This is a genomic window from Pseudomonas sp. RL_5y_Pfl2_73 (assembly GCF_963970515.1).
Taxonomy (GTDB): domain Bacteria; phylum Pseudomonadota; class Gammaproteobacteria; order Pseudomonadales; family Pseudomonadaceae; genus Aquipseudomonas.
The window spans coordinates 96663-115919 of sequence record NZ_CAXAPD010000020.1 but is presented as its reverse complement, the minus strand read 5'-3'; the positions used below and the strand labels follow the sequence as shown (position 1 = coordinate 115919).

Here is a 19257-nt window from a genome sequence, read left to right as displayed (position 1 = left end):
TACGTCGAGCACATGCAAACCAAGCACCCGGACAAACCGCTGATGGACTACGAGGCGTTCTTTCGCGAACGCCAGGAGGCTCGTTACGGTGGCAAGGGTGGGCCCAAGTGCTGTTGAGTTGAGGTAGCCTCAAACCCCACAAAACCGCTTTCCTTTCAGGCGTCAAGGAGATTCAGTTTGTCCTCTCCCATCCCGGTCACCATCCTCAGCGGCTTCCTTGGCGCTGGCAAGACTACGCTGTTGCGCCATCTGCTCAAGGCCGAGCACGGCCTGAAAATCGCCGTCATCGAGAACGAATTCAGCGATGCCGGCATCGACACCCAACTGCTGGGCGACGAGCCGGTGCAAGTCATGACCCTGGCCAACGGTTGTGTGTGCTGCACCATCCACACCGACCTGACCAAGGCCCTGTATCTGTTGCTCGAGCGGCTGGACAGCGGCGAGATCGCCTTTGATCGCCTGGTGATCGAGTGCACCGGCCTGGCCGACCCGGCCCCGGTGGCGCAGACTTTTTTCATCGACGAGGACCTGCGCGAGCGCTATATCCTCGACGGCATTCTTACGCTGGTGGACGCTGCTCATGCCGATGTCCACCTGACCCAGGCCATCGCCCAGGCCCAGGTCGGGTTTGCCGACCGCCTGCTCCTGAGCAAGACTGACCTGGTGGACGCGGCCCAGGTCCAGGCCCTTGGCGAGCGCCTGACGCGCATCAACCGGCGGGCACCCATCAGGGTGGTAGAGCACGGCAAGATTGACCTGGCTGAACTGCTCGACATCCGCGGCTTCAATCTCAATGCGGACCTGGGCGCGGGGTTCAGCCTGCGCCCGGTCGGCAAGGCCACCCCAGGCGATCGGATCAGCAGCCTGGTGCTGCGCACCGACAAGGCGCTGGATATCGACAAGCTCAGCGAGTTCATGAACCAGTTGCTGGAAGAGCACGGCAAGCAATTGCTGCGCTACAAAGGCGTGCTGAACATCGCGGGCGAACCCCGTCGGTTGGTGTTTCAGGGCGTGCTCAAGTTGTACGGTTTCGATTGGGACACCGAATGGGCCTGCGACGAAGCACGGGAAAGCGTGATCGTGTTCATCGCCGACGAACTGCCCGAAGAGAAGATCCGCGCCGGCTTCGAAGCCGCGTTACTTTGACGGTCCCGCGCCTGCGGCCAGCAGCAGTTTTTGCTCCAGATGGTCCAGGTGCTCGTCCATCAGCCGCACCGCTTCATTGATGTTGCGGCCTTGCACGGCGTCGACGATTGCCAGGTGTTCCTGCCAGGCGCAGTGCCGGCGGGACTTGATCTCGTGTCGCGCCAGGGCCAACGAGGTCAACGGCACCAGGCTGCCGAGAAATTGCGTCAACGGCGCGTTGCCGGCCATGGCCGCCAATTGCAGGTGAAATTCGCCGGACAGGCGTATCGCCGGGCCACGCTCACCACGATCCAGGCACTGGCGTTCGTGCTCCACCAGATCGCGCAGGTGTTGCAAGTCCTTGGGCCGCGGTGCCTTGCAGGCCAGGCGCACCAGGGTCTGTTCAGCCAGGCGGCGAGCGTGGAGGATCTGCCGGGTCTGCTCCAGGTCTGGCGCGGCGACTTGTGGCCGGTGGTTGGGCCGCAGGATTACCACTTGCTGGTGGGACAGGCGCGCCAGGACGCGACGAATGATGCTGCGACTGACGCCGAACACATCCCCCAGGCTTTCCTCGGTGAAGCGGCTGGCCGGGGCAATGCGTTGTTCGAGGATGGCGTCGAAGATCCGCGGGTAGATATCGTCCACTGACGGTTTGCCGACCCGGCCGGGCAGGGTGGCGAGCACGCTACGGTTGTGCTGGGGGTGATGGGGCATGAGGTTGTTCATGGCGGTCTCCGCAGGCAATGGCTCAGGTGCCGAGGTTGTCGTCCGGAATGTTCAATTCGATGCCCATGCGCTGGCCTTCCCGGAGAATGTGCCGACGCATTTCGGCGCTGGCCTGGGCGCTGTTCTTGCCCCGGATGGCACGGACCACGGCTTCGTTTTCTTCCAGGCGTTCGGCCAGGTGCTCGGGCGAATTGCGCAACACATCGGCGCTTTGCTTGAGGGCGTTGCTGGTCTGCTGGACCACGTTCTGGAAGATCGGGTTGGACGTCAGGGCAAACAATTCTTCATGGAAGGCGATGTAGGCGTTGGCGCAGGCATCGCTGTCGTTGGCCTCCAGGGCTTCGCGCATGTCCATGAGGGTCAGGCGCAACTGGCCGACCTCCTGGCTGCTGATGGACTGGGCCACAAGGCCAACGATGAACGGTTCCAGGGTGTAGCGCAGCTGCAGCAGGTCTTCCAGGCTCGCGCCGGCCATGGCGCTGCCTTCACTGGCGTTATCGTTGAGATTGGCCTCCAGCACCACGACGCCTTTGCCGGGCATCGAGCGCACCAGGCCGAGGGTCTCCAGCACAATCACCGCTTCACGCAGGCTGGGTCGGCTGATGCCCAGTTGCTCGGCCAGCTCGCGCTGGCCGGGCAGCATGTCGCCCGAGCGCCACTGGCCCCGGGCGAGGGCGGCGCGGAGTTTCTCCACCACGGAATTGACGACGGTCGATGAGCTGATCACATGTAACTCCTTGGAAATCAATCAGGCGATGCCGGCCCGCGGGCCGGCATCGACGTCTTTCAGAATTGCTGGTGATGGGCACTGCCCACCGGTTTCCTGGGTTGGAAGGTATAGCCTTGTTGGCCGGACAGCACCTTGCGCGCCCGAGGGATGTCGATGTCTTTTTCCCAGCGGGCAATCGCCACGGTGGCCACGCAGTTGCCAATCAGGTTGGTCAGGGCGCGACCGATGCCCATGAACCAGTCCACGGCCAACACCAGTACCAGGCCGACCACCGGGATCGCCGGGATCGCGGTCAGCGTAGCCGCCAGGATCACCAGCGCCGAGCCGGGAATGCCATGGGCGCCCTTGGAGGTGATCAGCGAGACCAGCAGGATGGTCAACAGATCGCTCATGGCCAGGGGCGTGCCGGTCGCGTTGGCGATGAAAACAATGGCCAGGGTCAAGTAGATCGAGAAACCATCCAGGTTGAACGAGTAGCCGGTTGGAATGACTAGGCCCACGGTGGAGCTGCCGATCCCCAGGTGTTCAAGCTTGCGCATGATCTGTGGCAGCACGGCATCGGACGACGCGGTGCCGAGCACGATCAACAGCTCTTCGCGCAGGTATTTGAGGAACGGCAGCATCGGCAGGCCCGACACGCGCATCACCACACCCAGGATCACCGCGACAAAAGCGATGCAGGTCAGGTAGAACAGACCGACGAGGCTGCCCAGGTGCTGTAGCGACTCCAGGCCATATTTGCTGGTGGTGAAGGCAATGGCCCCGAAGACGCCGATCGGGGCCAGGCGCACGATCATGCCCATGATGCGGAAGATCACGTGGCTGAGTTCGTTGATCAGGCGTGAGATACCGCAAGCGGCATCACCGACGAGATTCAGCGCGCTGCCAAACAGCACGGCAAACAGCAACACCTGCAGGATGTTGTTTTCCGCGAACGCTCCAATCACCGAGGTCGGGATCAGGTTCATCAGGAACTGGGTGGTGGTGACCATGTGCTGGCCGCGTTGGGCGATATCGTTCACGTCCGCGCTGGAGAGCTGCTCCAGGTGGATATTCGCGCCGCTGCCAATGCCTGTACTGAAAGCAAGGACCAAGCCGATGACCAGGGCGATGGAGGTGAGTATTTCGAAGTAGATGACCGACTTGAGGCCGATGCGCCCGACCTTCTTGAGATCACCGGCGCCGGAGATACCGCTGACCACCACGCAGAACACGATCAGGCCGATGAGCATCTTGATCAGCTTGATGAAGCCGTCGCCGAGGGGTTTGAGCTGTGCTGAGTATTCGGGAAGGGTAAGCCCGCAGACGATGCCGAGCACCAGTCCGAGGACAACTTGAAGGAAGATCGACCGCGAGCACCATTTGAGCATGGGAGGGATTCCTGGTTCGGTGTCCTTGTTCGCCAGGGAGGGCTGGCGTCGGGACTTCATTATTGTGGTCTTACCGGTTTGTCCAGTGCAGGCGCAGTCTAGGTGCTGTTTTTACGGGGATGCAAGCTTGATTGTGATGATTTGGCTTTACCGGTCTGACCAGTTGAGGTGAAAGGCTTGTGCTTGAGCCTTTTCTCGGCTGAAAAAAATTTGCCGCCAGATGCCTGAGCCAATAGTGAGGAGATCACACCAGATTGTGGCGAAAGCGCGCTCCCGCTCGGCCGGTAGGCGCTGCGTAGGAGCTGTCGAGTGTAACGAGGCTGCGATCTTGTCCCAGACAATTAAGTCGCGAGCGAAAGATCAAGATCAAGATCAAGATCAAGATCAAGATCAAGATCAAAGGATCGCAGCCTTCGGCAGCTCCTACAGGGCAACCCAGTTCCCTCGCCAAGTGTAAGAGTGTTCTACGCGTTCTTTTTTAAGGGATGCTCAGAATGAACGTCGCTTTTGACTGTTCTTTCGTCTCGGCAAGATAGAGATAAGGAGAACCTCGCAACCTTAATCCCCCTACATGTTTTTTATTGGCGGTCATGAGCGAAATGAGTGTGTGGCCGGACTTGATGTTTTTCGGCGTAATGACATTCTGTTGAAAGTCGATAAGGGTAAAAAACGTCGGTTTTTTTGTATCTGCATCCTTTGCACCAAGTACTTCAAACCAGCTTTTACTGAGCAATTTGTTGTAGTGCTCGCCGGTGTTTTTTATGGTCAGGAGGTAGCCACCCTCCGTGTGCCGGAAATGCAGTCGCAAGGGCTCGCCGCGTGTTCTAGGCTCTTCGGCGCGCATGCCAAGCAGGTGTGAGTGATCTTGGGTCTGGGGTTTGCCGGTAAAAAAACCACCGCTGAAAGCGCTGACGGTCGCCAACGCGGGTTTGCCGTGCAGCCTTTCCAGTAGATTGACGTGAGCGCTGAACATATCAAGGGTTGCATGAAAGGAATGTTCACTGTCCATGTGAATATTGACTCCTGAGTTGATTGGTAAAGTTAAAGTGGAACGAGCTGGATCTTATTGAGTTATTAGTCGTTTGTGGGGCTGTCTGTATTGCAGGACGTTAAAGGCAGGGTGGTATTAGTTGTTTGATCGTATGTTTATCGCGCCAATAAAAAAAGGCCCGCATCTTTCGATGCGGACCTTATTTAACTGCGTTCTAGCGGGCGAATTAAGCGCCGTAGACCGGCAGCTTCTTGCAGATAGCCTTGACCTTCTCACGTACGGCGTCGATGACCGCTTCGTTGTTCAGGTCCGCCAGGATGTCGCAGATCCAGCCAGCCAGTTCCTTGCACTCGGCTTCCTTGAAGCCGCGAGTGGTCACGGCCGGGGTGCCGAAGCGCAGGCCCGAGGTGACGAACGGAGAGCGTGGGTCGTTTGGCACCGAGTTCTTGTTGACGGTGATGAACGCCTTGCCCAGCGCCGCGTCGGCGTCTTTGCCGGAAATCTCTTGCTTGATCAGCGAGAGCAGGAACAGGTGATTTTCAGTACCGCCGGACACCACGTCGAAGCCGCGTTCGATGAACACGCCGGCCATGGCCTTGGCATTCTTCACCACTTGTTGCTGGTAAGCCTTGAACTCAGGTTGCAGGGCTTCCTTGAAGCAGATCGCCTTGGCTGCGATCACGTGCTCCAGCGGGCCACCCTGGGCGCCCGGGAAGACGGCGGAGTTCAGCTTTTTCTCGATGTCGGCATTGGCGCGCGCCAGGATCAGGCCGCCACGTGGACCGCGCAGGGTCTTGTGGGTGGTGGTGGTGACCACGTCGGCGAATGGCACCGGGTTCGGGTAGACGCCAGCGGCGACCAGGCCGGCAACGTGGGCCATGTCGACGAACAGGTAGGCACCGACCTTGTCGGCGATCTCGCGGAAACGCGGGAAGTCGAGGACCTGGGAATAGGCGGAGAAACCGGCCACGATCATTTTCGGCTTGTGCTCGAGGGCCAGGCGCTCGACTTCGTCGTAGTCGATCAGGCCGTTGCCGTCGATGCCGTACTGGACGGCGTTGTACAGCTTGCCGGAGGAGGAAACGCTGGCGCCGTGGGTCAGGTGACCGCCGTGGGCCAGGCTCATGCCCAGGATGGTGTCACCGGCCGACAGCAGCGCCAGGTACACGGCGGAGTTGGCTTGGGAGCCTGCGTGCGGCTGGACGTTGGCATAGTCGGCACCGAACAGTTGCTTGGCGCGGTCGATGGCCAGTTGCTCGACCACGTCGACGTACTCGCAACCACCGTAGTAACGCTTGCCCGGGTAGCCTTCGGCGTACTTGTTGGTCAGTACCGAGCCTTGAGCTTCCATCACCGCTGGGCTGGTGTAGTTTTCCGAAGCGATCAGCTCAATATGCTCTTCCTGGCGCTGAGCTTCTTGCTCCATGGCGGCAAAGAGATCGGCGTCGTACTTGGCAATAGTCAAATCACGGCTGAACATGGCGGTCCTCAAGGATCGGGGGCAGAAAAGGGGAGCATTCTACATCAACCGGTTTTGGAAGGCATATGAAAGGGCGTCATGTCGCGGACGAATGGGTTTCAAGCAAGAGGGGCGTTGCCTGTACTGGCCTCATCGCGGGCAAGCCTTGCTCCCACAGAAGCCCGCGAGAGGCCGGCCCAGATAGTACAAGGCTTCAGTCGAGCATGAACAACGCATCATTGCTGAACTGCGCTTCAAACCGGGTGGCCGGCATCGGGCGGCCGAACAGGTAGCCCTGGACTTCGTCGCAGCCGTGTTCGCGCAAAAAGTCCAGTTGCTCGTGGGTCTCGACACCTTCGGCGATGACCGCCAGGTTGAGGCTATGGGCCATGGCGATGATCGCCCGGGCGATCTGCGCATCTTGCTCGCCGGACGGCAGGCCGTCGACGAAGGAGCGGTCGATCTTGAGCACGTCGATGGGGAATTGCTTGAGGTAGTTGAGCGATGAATAGCCGGTGCCGAAGTCATCGACGGCAATGCTCAGGCCCAGGTTTTTCAGCCCGGCCAGGATCTGCATCGCCTCGCTGACTTCGCGCATCAGGATACTTTCCGTCAGTTCCAGCTCCAGGCAGGCTGGGGGCAGGCCGGTGCTGCGCAGGATATTGGCGATGCGCGTGCCCAACTGGCCGTCGGAGAACTGCCGGGCCGAAATGTTGACCGAGACCTTCGGCACCCGGACCTTGGCCAAGTGCCAGGTCCTGAGCTGCCGACAGGCTTCGGTGATGACCCAGTCGCCGACGTCCACCACCAGGCCGAGTTCTTCGAGCACCGGGATGAAGTCCCCTGGCGGCACCAAGCCGCGTCGCGGATGGCGCCAGCGCAGCAGGGCCTCGGCACCGGTCAAACGCTTGCCATCACCGCTGAACTGCGGCTGGTAATACAGCACGAACTCGTTCTGTTCCAGGGCGTGGCGCAGGTCGCTTTCCAGCTCCAGGCGCTCCAGGGCGCTGGCGTTCATGTCGGCCTGATAGAACTGGAAGTTGTTTTTGCCGCGCTCCTTGGCGTGATACATGGCCGTGTCGGCGTTCTTCATCAACTGGCTCAGTTCGTTGCCGTCCTGGGGGCTCAGGGCGATACCGATACTGGCGGTGACGAAGAATTCCCGGCCCTCGAGCACGAATGGCCGGACCAGGCTGGCGAGGATCTGCTCGGCAACGTTGATGGCCCGGTTCAGCGCCATTTCGCGGTTGGCGCGCGGTTGCAGCAGCAGGGTGAATTCATCGCCACCCATGCGTGCCACGGTGTCGTCGTCGGCGACGCAGCCGAGCAGGCGCGTGGCCATTTCCTTGAGCATCCGGTCGCCGGCGGCATGCCCCAGGGAGTCGTTGATCGGCTTGAAGCGGTCCAGGTCGAGGAACATCAGCACGACCCAGGTCTTCTGCCGGTCGGCCGATTGCAGCGCGGTGTGCAGGCGATCCTGGAACAGCGTGCGGTTGGGCAGGTGAGTCAGGGCGTCGTAATAGGCCAGGCGATGAATGCGCTGCTCGCTGGCCTTGCGCTCGCTGATGTCGCTAAAGAAGCATACATAGCTGGCCAGGTCGCCTTCGTCATCCAGCACGGCCGTGATGCCGACCCAGGCCGGGTAATGTTCGCCATTGCGGCGCTTGAGCCAGACTTCGCCTTCCCAGGTGCTGTACTGTTGCAACTGCTTGAGCACGTAGCGCAAGTGGGCTTCCTGCTGTTCGTCCACGGTCAGCATGTTGGGCAACTGGTCCAGCACTTGCGACACGGCATAACCGCTGACGCGACTGAAGGCTTCGTTGGCCTGGACAATGTAGCCGGCCGGGTCGGTGATCAGGATCGCCGAGGTCGAGTGCTCGAAGACCGTCGCGGCCATGCGCAGGTCTTTTTCGGCGCGACGCTGCTGGCTGATGTCGCGACCGACGCCGAGCACGCCTTCGAACGCGCCGCGTTCATCCCACACCAGTACCAGCCGCAGCTCGATGGGAATCTTGCGCCCGTCGGCACGCAGGCAGTCGAACAGGAACAACTGGGTCTGCATCTGGTTGCGCAGCTCGGCCAGTTGTTCGGGCTTGTCGAGGGCCTTGCTGACCCGGTCCATCAGGTTGTAGATGCCGGTCAGTTGTTGCGGATTGGCGATGATCGATTGCCAGCCGTTCTGGAAGATCCAGTCGGCGGTATAGCCCAGCACGGCTTGCACCGACGGGCTGACGTAGTTGAGCGAAAGCGTGTTGTCGGTGGAGAAAATCACGTCGCTGATGCTTTCGGCGAGCATTCGGTAGCGTTGCTCGCTGTCACGCAGCGATTCGCTGGCCTCGATCTGCTCGGTGACGTCCTTGGCCACGCCGATGATTCGTGTCACCTGGTTGTCCCGGTCTCGGGCCAGGGCCTGTTCGCGGATGTCGAAGCAGCGCCATTTGCCATTGCGATGGCGAAAGCGTAGTTGGCATTGCAACAATTGCGTGTACCCGCCCCGCCGTTGTGCCTGGCGCAGGCTGTGGTAGTGATCGGCATCGTCGCTGTGCAGCAGAATTTCCCAGAAGTATTCGCCCATCTGGTGCAGTTCGGTGCGGTCGTACCCCAGGGTCTGGCCCAGGTGGTGGTTGCTGAAGATCATCCGCTGGCTAATGACGTCCTGCACATAGAGATGATCCGGCACGGTGCGCACCACGTCGGACCAGAACCCCTCGCGTTCGAGCAACGAGAGCTCGATCAGCTTGCGGCTGGTGATGTCGCTGATGCTCAGAATGACCGCGTTATGGTCTTGCTGTTTTTCCGGCAGACGCAGCACCAGCCACAGGTGCTGGTCGCGGCCATGGGCGTCCTGGAGCTTGATTTCCAGTTCCAGTTGCTTGTGTTGATCGAGCAGCGCTTCGAGCAGCGTCGAGCCAACGGGGTTGTTGTCCTGTGCCCCCTTGCCGACCAGCAGTTGCCAGGCCTGATCGCAGGAGTCGACGTTGAGCAGTTTCAACGCCATCTGGTTGACTTCGGTAACGCGGACTTCCTGGCGCAATTGCTCGAGTTGATGGGAGGTTTTTGTCCAGGCGCGCAATTGATCACCAGTGTGCAGGCCGACCCGCTCAAAAAAGGCCTTGAGCCCCGACAGGTCGAGCACGCACAGGGCCACGCCAGTGCCTTCGAAAATATCCTGGTAGCGCCGCCGACCTTCATGCAACTGGCGCTGACGTCGGCGCATGTTCAAGAGCGCAATCACCGGTAACAACGAAAATGCCAGGCCCAGCAGGCATTTGCCGATGAAGGCCGGTAGCAGTTGTTCGATCACCTGGCGACGGTCGAACAGCCCACGCAGTTGCCAGTCGCTGCTGCTCAGGGGCACTGTCAGTACGGTGTTTTTCAGGTCATCCGGGGATAGATGGGTAGGGCTGCTCGAGGGCAGGCTTTCGTCGCGGCTGATGATCTGCTGGTTGAGACGGTTTTCCACCAGCCACAGCGGGCGCAGCCCCATATCGGTCTGCTTGGTCAGGGTGGCGAAAAAGTTCGGGTTCAGTCGCAGGGCCCAGTAGCCACGGCTGCTACCGCTGGCCTGGTGCAACAATAGATGCACGACGGAGCCGTCTTCGGCATTGCTGAAATAATGGGCCTGGGCCCGGCTGCGCCGCACCAGTTCGCCCAGGTAATCGGCGTCGTGGCTGTCGGCGTCGCTGTCACTGAGCACTCGGCCGGAGGGGCTCAGCAGGGCCAGGCTGCGCAATTCGGGGAGCGATTGCTGGAGCTTGCGAACCAGGGCTTGCTGTTCGTCGGCCGTTTGAGGTTGTTCGACGATCGGTAGCAGGTTGAGGGCGATTTGCGCGTTCAGGGCCATGTTCAGGCTGACCTGCGCGGCGAGATCGGCGGTGTAGTCGATGGTGTATTGGCGCTGTTGCTGTTGGGTTTCGTGCAGTTGGTCGAGCAATTGCCAGAACAGCAAGCCGAGCAACAGCAACACCAGCGTGGCCAGCGCACTCTTCAATGTCCCGCGCAGGGGCGAGCCGGGCACGACAGCGGGTGCGCGAGGGGGCAGGGGCGGAGTGACGTTGGACAAGCTGTAATCCTGCAGTTTGCTGGACTGGCGCGACGTGCACTATAAGCCGGACGCCCGAAGGGCGGCTAGCATGCCTTGACTTGTGGCGAAGTGCCAGTCCCTGGCGGCTAGACCTTGACCGACGGTTGAGGTAGCTTTGCCGGTCAAACAAGAGCGTTCCAGCTCCAGATTCCCAGGCTCTATCCACGCGCAGGCATTGATGACCGTCAAGTGCCGGTGCCGCGCATGGCCTGGCTCGTTCTTTTCACTTGTCACTGACGCTAGGTTCACCATGGCTCAATACGTCTTCACCATGCATCGGCTGAGCAAAGTTGTTCCGCCGAAGCGGGAAATCCTGAAAAATATTTCACTGTCCTTCTTCCCCGGCGCCAAGATCGGCGTACTGGGCCTCAACGGTTCGGGTAAATCCACGCTGCTGAAGATCATGGCCGGTGTCGATAACGAATTCGACGGCGAAGCCCGCCCGATGCCGGACCTGAACATCGGCTACCTGCCCCAGGAGCCGCAGCTGGACCCGAGCAAGACCGTCCGTGAAGTGGTCGAGGAAGCGGTCAGCGTGATCAAGGACGCCCAGGCGCGCCTCGATGAAGTCTATGCCGCCTACGCCGATCCGGATGCCGACTTCGACAAGCTGGCCGCCGAACAGGCCAAGCTCGAAGCGATCCTGCAGGCCAGCGACGGCCACAACCTGGACCGCCAGCTGGAAGTCGCCGCCGATGCGCTGCGCCTGCCGGCCTGGGACGCGAAGGTCGAACACCTGTCCGGTGGTGAGAAGCGTCGCGTGGCCCTGTGCCGCCTGCTGCTGTCGGCCCCGGACATGCTGCTGCTCGACGAACCGACCAACCACCTGGACGCCGATTCCGTCGCCTGGCTCGAGCACTTCCTGCACGACTTCCCAGGCACTGTGGTTGCGATCACGCACGACCGTTACTTCCTGGACAACGTCGCCGGCTGGATCCTGGAACTCGACCGCGGCGCAGGCATTCCGTACGAGGGCAACTATTCGGGCTGGCTGGAAGCCAAGTCCGATCGTCTGGCCCAGGAATCCAAGCAGCAGTCGGCCCATGAAAAAGCCATGAAGGAAGAACTGGAATGGGTGCGCAAAGGCGCCAAGGCCCGCCAGTCCAAATCCAAGGCTCGCCTGCAACGCTTCGAGGAAATGCAATCCCAGGAATTCCAGAAGCGCAGCGAAACTAACGAGATCTACATCCCGGCCGGTCCGCGCCTGGGTGACAAGGTCATCGAGTTCAAGAACGTCACCAAGGGTTATGGCGACCGCGTGCTGATCGACAACCTGTCGTTCGCCATGCCTAAAGGCGCCATCGTGGGTGTGATCGGGGGTAACGGCGCGGGTAAATCCACGCTGTTCCGCATGCTGATGGGCAAGGAAACGCCGGATTCGGGCAGCATCGAAATCGGTGAGACCGTGCAACTGGCCTGCGTCGACCAGAGCCGCGAAGACCTGGAAGGCAGCAAGACCGTGTTCCAGCAGATCTCCGACGGTTCCGACCAGATCCGCATCGGCAACTATGAAATCCCGTCGCGCACGTATGTGGGTCGCTTCAACTTCAAGGGCGGCGACCAGCAGAAGTTCGTCAAGGACTTGTCCGGTGGTGAGCGCGGTCGCTTGCACCTGGCGTTGACCTTGAAGGAGGGCGGCAACGTCCTGCTGCTCGATGAACCGTCCAACGACCTCGACGTCGAAACCCTGCGTTCCCTGGAAGAGGCATTGCTGGACTTCCCGGGCGCCGCCATTGTGATCTCCCACGATCGGTGGTTCCTCGACCGCGTGGCGACCCACATCCTGGCATACGAAGACGACTCGCAAGCGGTGTTCTTCGAAGGCAACTACACCGAGTACGAAGCCGATCGCAAGAAACGCCTCGGCGAAGCTGCTGCCCAGCCGCATCGCGTACGGCACAAGAAATTGGCCTGATTCGGTCGGTTGCATAAAAAACGGAGCCTTCGAAAGGCTCCGTTTTTTTATGTAAGCAAATCCATTGTTAGAGCTTAATTGGCAGGGCTACCCGAGCACCGCGAAATCGAGCGAGAGAACGTTGGGGATCGTCGGGTCGATCTCATACAGCAATGCGTAGCCTGCGCCTGTAATTCCCGTCAGCAGACTGACATCGGGCACCCGGTCGCTATCGAGATAAGGCCCTTCGAAAAACTGCCGGGCGACTTCGTCAAGTGCCTCTCTGACTCTGCCCATGCCTTCAGGATTATCTGAATGCCGATACAAGTCATACAGACAGATCAGATTGCCGAAATCACCATGACAAAGGTTATAGCCCTCGCCAAACCCATGCGCCCAGAGATTGTTCTCGCATCGTCGTATATCGTCGAGCACTGTCTGCCGGGTCGCTTCGTTCAGGGCATCCCCCATTGACTCCATGAGCTGTCGCCTGGCGATGAGGATACCTCCGTCACCGTGGCACCATTTGGACGTATGGTCCACCGGCCCGAGGTTTCGCAGGTCCAGCCAGAAACCATCCCGACTCAAGCGGTTTTCACCCTCAAGCACCTGGATGGCCAAGGGCACCAAAGCCGGGTCGCCGGTCACGTCATAGGCTTTGCACAATGCATGGATGACGCCGGAGAGTCCATGGGACAGGCCCGTCAAAATGACGGAGCGATCGCTGCGTCGTAGCAGTTGGCCGTCTTCAATCAGGATTTGATCCTTGATGTAGTCGACCATGCGTCGAATGGCCGGCAGCACATCCTGCTGTGTAGACAACGCATGGATATTGGCCAGCAGCGTCACCGTTCCACAACAACCTCCCAGGAAGTCGAACTCATAATTTTCAGGAGGCACTTCGATCAGTTGGGCCAACAGATCAGCAATTTTTTCATCGTGCCAGGCATCTCCCGTGACCTGGCGACGATTGATGAGCAGATAAATGTAAGCCCCCAGGCCGTGATAAGCACTGACCGTCAAATCGGTTTTGAAAAAGCCGAAGCGTTGTTCCAGTGAGTACAGGACTTGATCCAGGCGCGACAGAAAGACGGGTTGACCACTCACTTTAAACAGGCTCAGGTAAAACAACCCAATCCCGGCGATACCGGAGTAAAGCCCGTGATCCATGGGCGACGGGTATTTTCTGCGCGTCGTGGGATGCGTATGAAAATACAACCAGCTTACGTCCGTTGTTGTTCCCACTACCGCGAGTGCCTCAAGGCGGGAAGTGATGCTCGAGATGGCGTTGAGTCGGTCCGCCTTGAGCGTCTTTTTTACGTCCCCAGGCACCTGCGCGACACGGGATGACGGATGTCCAAGCGGCTCTGGAAACAAACAGATTTCGAGCAATGTGCGTTGTAAAGCCCAGTCTTTTCGGGACAGGTTGGCGATCTTTTGTAGACAGCTTTTTATCGGTGGCTCCACGGTTGCCATCTCTATTGTTTCACCCTGTGCGCTCGTAAAATGGTTGGCGCTCAGAGGCAGGGTGAAACACGGAATGCTGGATCTCTGCAGGTCGGCTATTTCATAGCGGGGAATGCCCATTTTCCGATAGGGTTCTTTCAGGTCTTTCCACAGGGTTGCGAGCAGAAGTTCTCTGTCGAGCATGTTTTGTGTAAAGCGTGGATGACGGATCAACCCGATAAAATCGGCATAGCGCTGAGAATTTTTGAGCAATACGCGGGTGGTCAGTTCACCTGCGGATTGTTCCAGCATCCGCATGATCTTGTATCGATGAAGCATCAATTCCTTATAGGCATATTCAAAGCCTTGGAATAGTTCGGTTTTATAGGCTTCCAGTCCCTTGCGCTCACCCTGCAAAAGCGGCAGGTGTTTTTGTATCAGCTGATGCTCGAATGAGGTTTTACGCAAATGATAAAAGCCATCCTCGAAAACCAGCGAATGGCGGGTGGCGATGAATAGCTCTTGCCGACTCAGCCCGCTCTGGTCGTTATTGGGGTGCTGTGAAAAGGGGAGAAAGCCGCTGGAGCATACTGACTGCTGGACCGATTTAAAGCTGTTGGACAATGCACTGTCAGCGGGCAGGTCGCTCAGCAGGTCGCTGGTGGAAGCGGTGAATAAGCACTCAAGGTCAATCATGACCGGACTGCTGCCGCACGCAATAATATTCTCGTAGTGAAAGTCGATGCCGTTCAATGCATGAATGACAGCTATCTGCGCGCCCATTTTCTTATAGAACAGTTCAACGTCCGCTGCGTTGTCGCAGGGCACGTTGTCGATTTTTTCCACCCAGCTACGCCGCTCACGGCTGAGAATCCTTGGTGCGCGGATGGAAAAACAATCCGCTTCTGTCCATTCATGCAGTTGGCCGAGAAGGCGGTTGAAGAAAAGCGCCTCTCGGCTTGCCCTCGGTTTGTAGACCAATGAAATCGCGCAGATTTTAACCTGACAGACCGTTTCACCACGGCCGTGGGGGTCCCCCAGGCCGAGTTCAATAGCGTCGATTTGTCGAGACGGAACAGAAAACTCAGCTTCCAGCGACTCGATATCGGCAGCGAAGTCGAGAATGACCGCATAAAGATAGTTGAGGGTGTCTTCCAGCAGATCAAACAACAACGTCGCCAGCACCGGGTAGGCTTCGAAGAACTTCAGCAGCGGCAATGTGCGCAGCTGTTCATGGAACGTGCTCAAGTCAATGTCATCGCCGCGGGCGATTCGCGTGTTCAAATAATGGACCAGGCTTTGTTCTGACGTGCGGCCAACCCGAGCCAGGACATAGGCTTCCAGGCTTGTAAAAAAAGCGTGCTCGTTAATGTGTGTTGACGCATGGGGATAGCGCCCGTCCGCTTGGAAAGTATCGATGAAATAAAGAAAAAAACGATAGCTAAACCAATAGAAATTATCTTTGTCGCTCGAGCTTGTTGTTGTATGTATATTAATACTGTCAAGCCGAGCAAGCTTTCCCTTCAGGGTGTTCAGGACGGTTTCACCGTCGACAGGCAGGTGCTCGTTGTTGGCGGGGGCATTGATATGAGAAAACAGTTGTTCCCTGCCCACTCCAAAGTGATCCAGCAAGGCCTGATCATCAGTATGTAGACGGTTCAGGTTGTTTTCAAAAAGGGCAACGCAACCTTCGGAAGAAAATCCGTACTTCCCTCGCTGATTCAACTTTAAAGCATTGACAAGCATGCCGTAGCTCCTGACATGGATAGAGCAGGCGCTGCCTGCTCTATATTAACGTTTGTTGCAAGTTTCGATGGTCAGTCAGGCGTTATTAACACCCAAGTGTCGAACACCCAATGTTGGTGCAGGTTCCGAAGGTGTTGCATTCCATCGTCGTTGCCAGGATCTCGCCAGTGTTGGCGGGCGCTTGATAGGCGTTGAATTCGAAGTCGAAGTCACCGGACATGTTCAGGATTTTTTCGCTCATAGGTAGTTCCTCATCAGGTTATACAATCTAATACAGTGACCAGCGGTCAATCAGGTGCCGGAAAGCCCCCGAGCTGTAGGATGTAATGAAGTTGTTTAGGGGGATTAGGAGGTATCAAATACCTGCGCTGCAGGTTATTACAGGGTTTAACAAAAAATCGCGGTGCACTCTATGGTGCCGCATTTGATAATGGTCAGCGCCGCTGATTCGATACCGAGGTTGTTCACCTGTTGGTAGGACTTTAGGTCGCTGTCGAAGTCACCAGGCATTGCCAATATTCGTTCGCTCATTATGTGTTTCCCTTTTTTGTTGTGCACGGGTTGAAGTGCGGGAAAACAGTAGCACGCTGTTGGTTTAACACAAATTTGTCGTTATAACTTTATGTTGCGGTTACATGTTGCTGCAGGTGTGTAAGTCAGTGTTCTCTAGTTGCAGTTCGACGGAGCTGGTGCGCGTTCTTGTCACCGCACCGACAAAACTCTGTCGTCCAGGATCACTCAAGGCCGATAGCAATGACTTCAATGATGAGATTCCCGGCTGGCCGCTCCCAAGTCACCTCATCCCCTGGCTTGGCCCCCAGCAACGCCCGCCCCAGCGGCGAGCCCCAGTTGATCAGCCCATTGGCCGCATCGGCCTGGTCTTCCCCGACCAATTGCACCCGCTGCTCATGATCATGCTCATCGACAAAGGTCACCCAGTGTCCGATCCGCACTTGATCGGACGAAGTCGGTGCAACAACCTGGGCGCTTTGCAGGCGCTGCGTGAAATAGCGCAGATCCCGTTCAAGGTCGGCGATCCGTTGCTTGTCCGCCAGCTCCCCTCTTGTCGCCTGCTGGCCATGCAACGCCTGCAACTCGGCGACCCGGGCCTGTAGCTGGGTAAGCCCGGTGGGCGTGACGTAATTGGGTTGCGCACTGACTTGGCGTTCGACCGGCTGGTCGGCCTGGGCTGCGGCGTTGTCTTCGTTGACGAAGGCGCGACTCATGGCATTTGCTCCTCTATTGGAGTTTGATAGTCGCAGGGTTTTAGTTTCGACGGATGTCTGCACGCGACTTACGGCGAACGATAAGCCCGGGCGGCGTCCTGGTCTTTCTGTTGCTGCCAGGCCCGTTCGCGTTCGTCCCAATGGCGCTCGCGATAGGCATTGCGCTCTTCGCTCTCGCGCATGGCCTGGCACTGGCGCAAACCATCGCTCCAGCCCTCGGCATAGCGAGGGTCCTTGAGGTAACGCGGCACGTCTTTCCTGAATTGGCCGGTGATCACCCCGGCCGCTTGCCGGCCACTGCTGCAACCGTCGTCGTAGCCGTCGGCGAACGCCGGTGGATAACCCCGGGCGATCAGGTCTTCGTGGGTGGTTTCACAGCCGCTGACCAGCAACATCACACTCAATATCGTTACCGCGCGCCACATGCCTGTCTCCCTGCCGCATTGGCGGCCTTACAAGGAGAGTCTAGAGGTGAAGTTGTTGGCGAGTGGTGAAAAAACGATCAAAAAAGTCTGTTGTTGTAGGCCAATGAGCCTGTCTTCATAGGGCCGCTTTTTCGACGGCATCCGCAATCAACGGCGCAACTTCACGGAGTCCTTCGAGGGTCAGCTTGTTTTGTTTGTACATGTTGTACCAACTCTGGCGCCAGCGAATGACGCGCTCACCGTCGCGCAATTTAAGTCGCTTGAGCGTGTACTCGGCTTTTTCACGGTAAGCCGGAGGAATCGCATCTGTGGTGCGCATTTGAAGTGATGGCAAGATGATTTCGAACCAGTCTTTACCGACCTCATAAGGGTCAAGCACCGTGTCATCAGCCGTCTTCTTGCTCGAATTCAGAGTGCTGGAGGCGAAGCGGTAATTGTTCCACTCATAGGTCAGTCCCGGATGATTTTTGTAACTGAGGTAGTGGTCGACCGTTCCGCCAGTAGGGTCAAGCATGGCCGCATAGGCACATAGGTTGGCGTAATGATCGGCCAGTACTTGCGAGCATTTGTTCCAGAGCGGTGAGGGACGAGGAGCGCCCGGATTATCCTTGAGCCATTGTGTTCCGGGTGTCCTGACATTTTTATCAAAATCGACGGGTTCCTTTGGTCGGGTCACCGGGATCATTGATTACCCTCGCCATTGAACTTCAGGAGGCCGCTCTCGATCAGCCAGCGTGGCCAGAACTCATCGTGGGCAGGAAGCAGTTTTTGTAGCGCCCTGTGGATGGACGCACGGGTCTTGAGTCCTTCAGGTAGTTGCTTCTCGCCACGCATGAACGCTTCGGCCGCCTCGATGGCTTTTTCTGCCTCCAGGGAGCGCGCCTGTTCCAGTCCAAACGTGTCAGAGACCAACCAACTGCTGGCGTCACCCTGGGCCGCCCAGTGGCCTTGTGTCAGCGTGACTTTATGGTCCTGGATCGACAATTGAATCTGATCGTCCTGCTCTTCATCGAATACCGGCTCAAGGGAGGCGGCGACAAGCGGCGAGTGCGTAGCAACCAGGAGTTGGGGGGGCGCGGCGCCGTGGCTCCCGCGCAAGGTCTTGATAGCTTGCAAGAGGCTGGGCATCAGCGTGCGTTGCCACCTTGGATGTAAATGAGTCTCGGGCTCGTCGAACAGGATGACAAACCGACGCTCGGGTTTTTTGTCGAGCAGCTCGGCAGCTGCCTGGTGTTCATACCAGGCCCACACAAGAAAGTAAGCCAGTCCCAATATTCGTCTTACGCCTGCCGAGGCCAGCGTGACAGGCACGTTCTGATTGCCGATGGTGAGTGTCGGTCGTTCTCGACCCTCACCCAGGTAGACGCGTCTGGGCGCTCCGACGCATAGCGGTTCAGTGGCGGGGGAGAGGTCGCGCAAGGCGTTTTCCAGCGCTTTGAATTGGGGTTTGCGGCCGTTTTGCCAGTTGACCCAGTCACGCTCCAACCCTTCACAGACTCTTTGCCCGTTGACATCGAGGCCATCCCACACAGCGTCGGCGGAGAAGTGATACGCGGCGGGCCGATCCTTATCGGAGCGCCAGTAATTGCGGGCCGGATCCCATACGGAAAAGCCGCCGTCGATGCGTACGTAAACCACGATGCCGGGCATGGTGGGACGGCTTTGTTTCAAGGGCCAGGAGCTGTCTTCGCGTTTATAGGTCGATACGACAGGCTGAGCGACGCCGGATTTACCTTTTACAACGTATTCAATTGACGACTTGCCGGGGTTTACGGGAAGCGCTGGCGTATTGGCCCAAGTGCGCGTCAACGCCCACCAGGCCAAGTCCAGCAAAAAGCTTTTCCCCAGGCCATTGTCGCCCGTAATCAGATTGATTCGTGGCGCCCAGTTAACTTCGAGCTCAGGAGCAGGCCCCACGTTTTTCATGTGCAGATAATCAAGCATCGCAGCATTCAATTCCGACTAAAGGTTTATCCAAGCCAATCTACTTGATTTTGGCTGACTTCGAAATGAGCCCGGACCCTCGCCTGATTCG

16 protein-coding genes are annotated in these 19257 nt (G+C 58.4%); 3 read left to right on the top strand and 13 right to left on the bottom strand.

Annotation, left to right across the window (positions count from 1 at the left end; translation table 11 throughout):
* Both AACY42_RS19580 and yjiA read left to right on the top strand, forming a co-directional pair.
* Positions 1 to 117 (top strand): YbdD/YjiX family protein (locus AACY42_RS19580; RefSeq protein ID WP_339481726.1); only part of this gene is annotated, 117 nt, incomplete at its 5' end.
* 60 nt (positions 118 to 177) lie between these two features.
* Positions 178 to 1146 (top strand): GTPase, encoded by a 969-nt coding sequence (yjiA, locus tag AACY42_RS19575; RefSeq protein WP_339481717.1) that lies wholly within the window; start codon positions 178 to 180, stop codon positions 1144 to 1146.
* On the opposite strand, the gene AACY42_RS19570 is transcribed toward yjiA, so the two are convergent.
* The 6 genes from AACY42_RS19570 to AACY42_RS19545 form a co-directional block, all read right to left on the bottom strand.
* Positions 1138 to 1851, bottom strand: coding sequence for a GntR family transcriptional regulator (locus AACY42_RS19570; RefSeq protein ID WP_339481716.1), 714 nt, complete (start codon positions 1849 to 1851; stop codon positions 1138 to 1140). The genes yjiA and AACY42_RS19570 overlap by 9 nt on opposite strands.
* A 22-nt stretch (positions 1852 to 1873) precedes the next feature.
* Positions 1874 to 2578: a FadR/GntR family transcriptional regulator gene (locus AACY42_RS19565; protein ID WP_339481715.1), complete on the bottom strand. Its 705-nt coding sequence runs from the start codon at positions 2576 to 2578 to the stop codon at positions 1874 to 1876.
* 59 nt (positions 2579 to 2637) lie between these two features.
* The gene (locus tag AACY42_RS19560) at positions 2638 to 3951 is read right to left on the bottom strand and encodes a C4-dicarboxylate transporter DctA (protein WP_339481714.1); all 1314 of its coding nucleotides are present in this window, start codon (positions 3949 to 3951) and stop codon (positions 2638 to 2640) included.
* Positions 3952 to 4429: 478 nt separating this feature from the next.
* Positions 4430 to 4960 carry a hypothetical protein gene (locus AACY42_RS19555; RefSeq protein WP_339481713.1) on the bottom strand — a complete coding sequence of 177 codons (531 nt, stop codon included), beginning with the start codon at positions 4958 to 4960 and terminating at the stop codon, positions 4430 to 4432.
* 208 nt (positions 4961 to 5168) lie between these two features.
* The gene (gene glyA, locus AACY42_RS19550) at positions 5169 to 6422 is read right to left on the bottom strand and encodes a serine hydroxymethyltransferase (protein ID WP_072347783.1); all 1254 of its coding nucleotides are present in this window, start codon (positions 6420 to 6422) and stop codon (positions 5169 to 5171) included.
* 193 nt (positions 6423 to 6615) lie between these two features.
* Complete coding sequence (locus tag AACY42_RS19545) at positions 6616 to 10464, bottom strand: sensor domain-containing protein (protein WP_339481712.1); 3849 nt, start codon at positions 10462 to 10464, stop codon at positions 6616 to 6618.
* 271 nt (positions 10465 to 10735) lie between these two features.
* On the opposite strand from AACY42_RS19545, the gene ettA reads away from it, so the two are divergent.
* Positions 10736 to 12400: an energy-dependent translational throttle protein EttA gene (ettA, locus tag AACY42_RS19540; RefSeq protein ID WP_339481710.1), complete on the top strand. Its 1665-nt coding sequence runs from the start codon at positions 10736 to 10738 to the stop codon at positions 12398 to 12400.
* A gap of 87 nt (positions 12401 to 12487) precedes the next feature.
* Here ettA and lanM read toward each other — a convergent pair whose 3' ends face one another.
* The 7 genes from lanM to AACY42_RS19505 form a co-directional block, all read right to left on the bottom strand.
* On the bottom strand, positions 12488 to 15571 hold the full coding sequence (gene lanM / locus AACY42_RS19535; RefSeq protein WP_339481709.1) for a type 2 lanthipeptide synthetase LanM: 3084 nt from the start codon (positions 15569 to 15571) through the stop codon (positions 12488 to 12490).
* 85 nt (positions 15572 to 15656) lie between these two features.
* Positions 15657 to 15812, bottom strand: coding sequence for a hypothetical protein (locus AACY42_RS19530; RefSeq protein WP_339481708.1), 156 nt, complete (start codon positions 15810 to 15812; stop codon positions 15657 to 15659).
* Between the two features lie 146 nt (positions 15813 to 15958).
* On the bottom strand, positions 15959 to 16102 hold the full coding sequence (locus tag AACY42_RS19525) for a hypothetical protein (RefSeq protein ID WP_339481706.1): 144 nt from the start codon (positions 16100 to 16102) through the stop codon (positions 15959 to 15961).
* Between the two features lie 203 nt (positions 16103 to 16305).
* The gene (locus AACY42_RS19520) at positions 16306 to 16797 is read right to left on the bottom strand and encodes a GreA/GreB family elongation factor (RefSeq protein ID WP_339481705.1); all 492 of its coding nucleotides are present in this window, start codon (positions 16795 to 16797) and stop codon (positions 16306 to 16308) included.
* A 68-nt stretch (positions 16798 to 16865) separates the two neighbouring features.
* Positions 16866 to 17222 (bottom strand): hypothetical protein, encoded by a 357-nt coding sequence (locus AACY42_RS19515; RefSeq protein WP_339481704.1) that lies wholly within the window; start codon positions 17220 to 17222, stop codon positions 16866 to 16868.
* 115 nt (positions 17223 to 17337) lie between these two features.
* Complete coding sequence (locus AACY42_RS19510) at positions 17338 to 17907, bottom strand: hypothetical protein (protein ID WP_339481703.1); 570 nt, start codon at positions 17905 to 17907, stop codon at positions 17338 to 17340.
* Positions 17904 to 19166: an AAA family ATPase gene (locus AACY42_RS19505; RefSeq protein WP_339481701.1), complete on the bottom strand. Its 1263-nt coding sequence runs from the start codon at positions 19164 to 19166 to the stop codon at positions 17904 to 17906. Before AACY42_RS19505 ends, AACY42_RS19510 begins: the two co-directional genes overlap by 4 nt.
* Between the last annotated feature and the right edge of the window lie 91 nt (positions 19167 to 19257).

Coding starts and splice junctions, on each gene's coding strand:
- AACY42_RS19560 (WP_339481714.1), bottom strand. CDS start 3,951: ATGCTCAAATGGTGCTCGCGGTCGATCTTCCTTCAAGTTGTCCTCGGA.
- lanM (WP_339481709.1), bottom strand. CDS start 15,571: ATGCTTGTCAATGCTTTAAAGTTGAATCAGCGAGGGAAGTACGGATTT.
- AACY42_RS19515 (WP_339481704.1), bottom strand. CDS start 17,222: ATGTGGCGCGCGGTAACGATATTGAGTGTGATGTTGCTGGTCAGCGGC.
- ettA (WP_339481710.1), top strand. CDS start 10,736: ATGGCTCAATACGTCTTCACCATGCATCGGCTGAGCAAAGTTGTTCCG.
- glyA (WP_072347783.1), bottom strand. CDS start 6,422: ATGTTCAGCCGTGATTTGACTATTGCCAAGTACGACGCCGATCTCTTT.
- AACY42_RS19530 (WP_339481708.1), bottom strand. CDS start 15,812: ATGAGCGAAAAAATCCTGAACATGTCCGGTGACTTCGACTTCGAATTC.
- AACY42_RS19570 (WP_339481716.1), bottom strand. CDS start 1,851: ATGAACAACCTCATGCCCCATCACCCCCAGCACAACCGTAGCGTGCTC.
- AACY42_RS19510 (WP_339481703.1), bottom strand. CDS start 17,907: ATGATCCCGGTGACCCGACCAAAGGAACCCGTCGATTTTGATAAAAAT.
- AACY42_RS19520 (WP_339481705.1), bottom strand. CDS start 16,797: ATGAGTCGCGCCTTCGTCAACGAAGACAACGCCGCAGCCCAGGCCGAC.
- AACY42_RS19505 (WP_339481701.1), bottom strand. CDS start 19,166: ATGCTTGATTATCTGCACATGAAAAACGTGGGGCCTGCTCCTGAGCTC.
- AACY42_RS19555 (WP_339481713.1), bottom strand. CDS start 4,960: ATGGACAGTGAACATTCCTTTCATGCAACCCTTGATATGTTCAGCGCT.
- AACY42_RS19525 (WP_339481706.1), bottom strand. CDS start 16,102: ATGAGCGAACGAATATTGGCAATGCCTGGTGACTTCGACAGCGACCTA.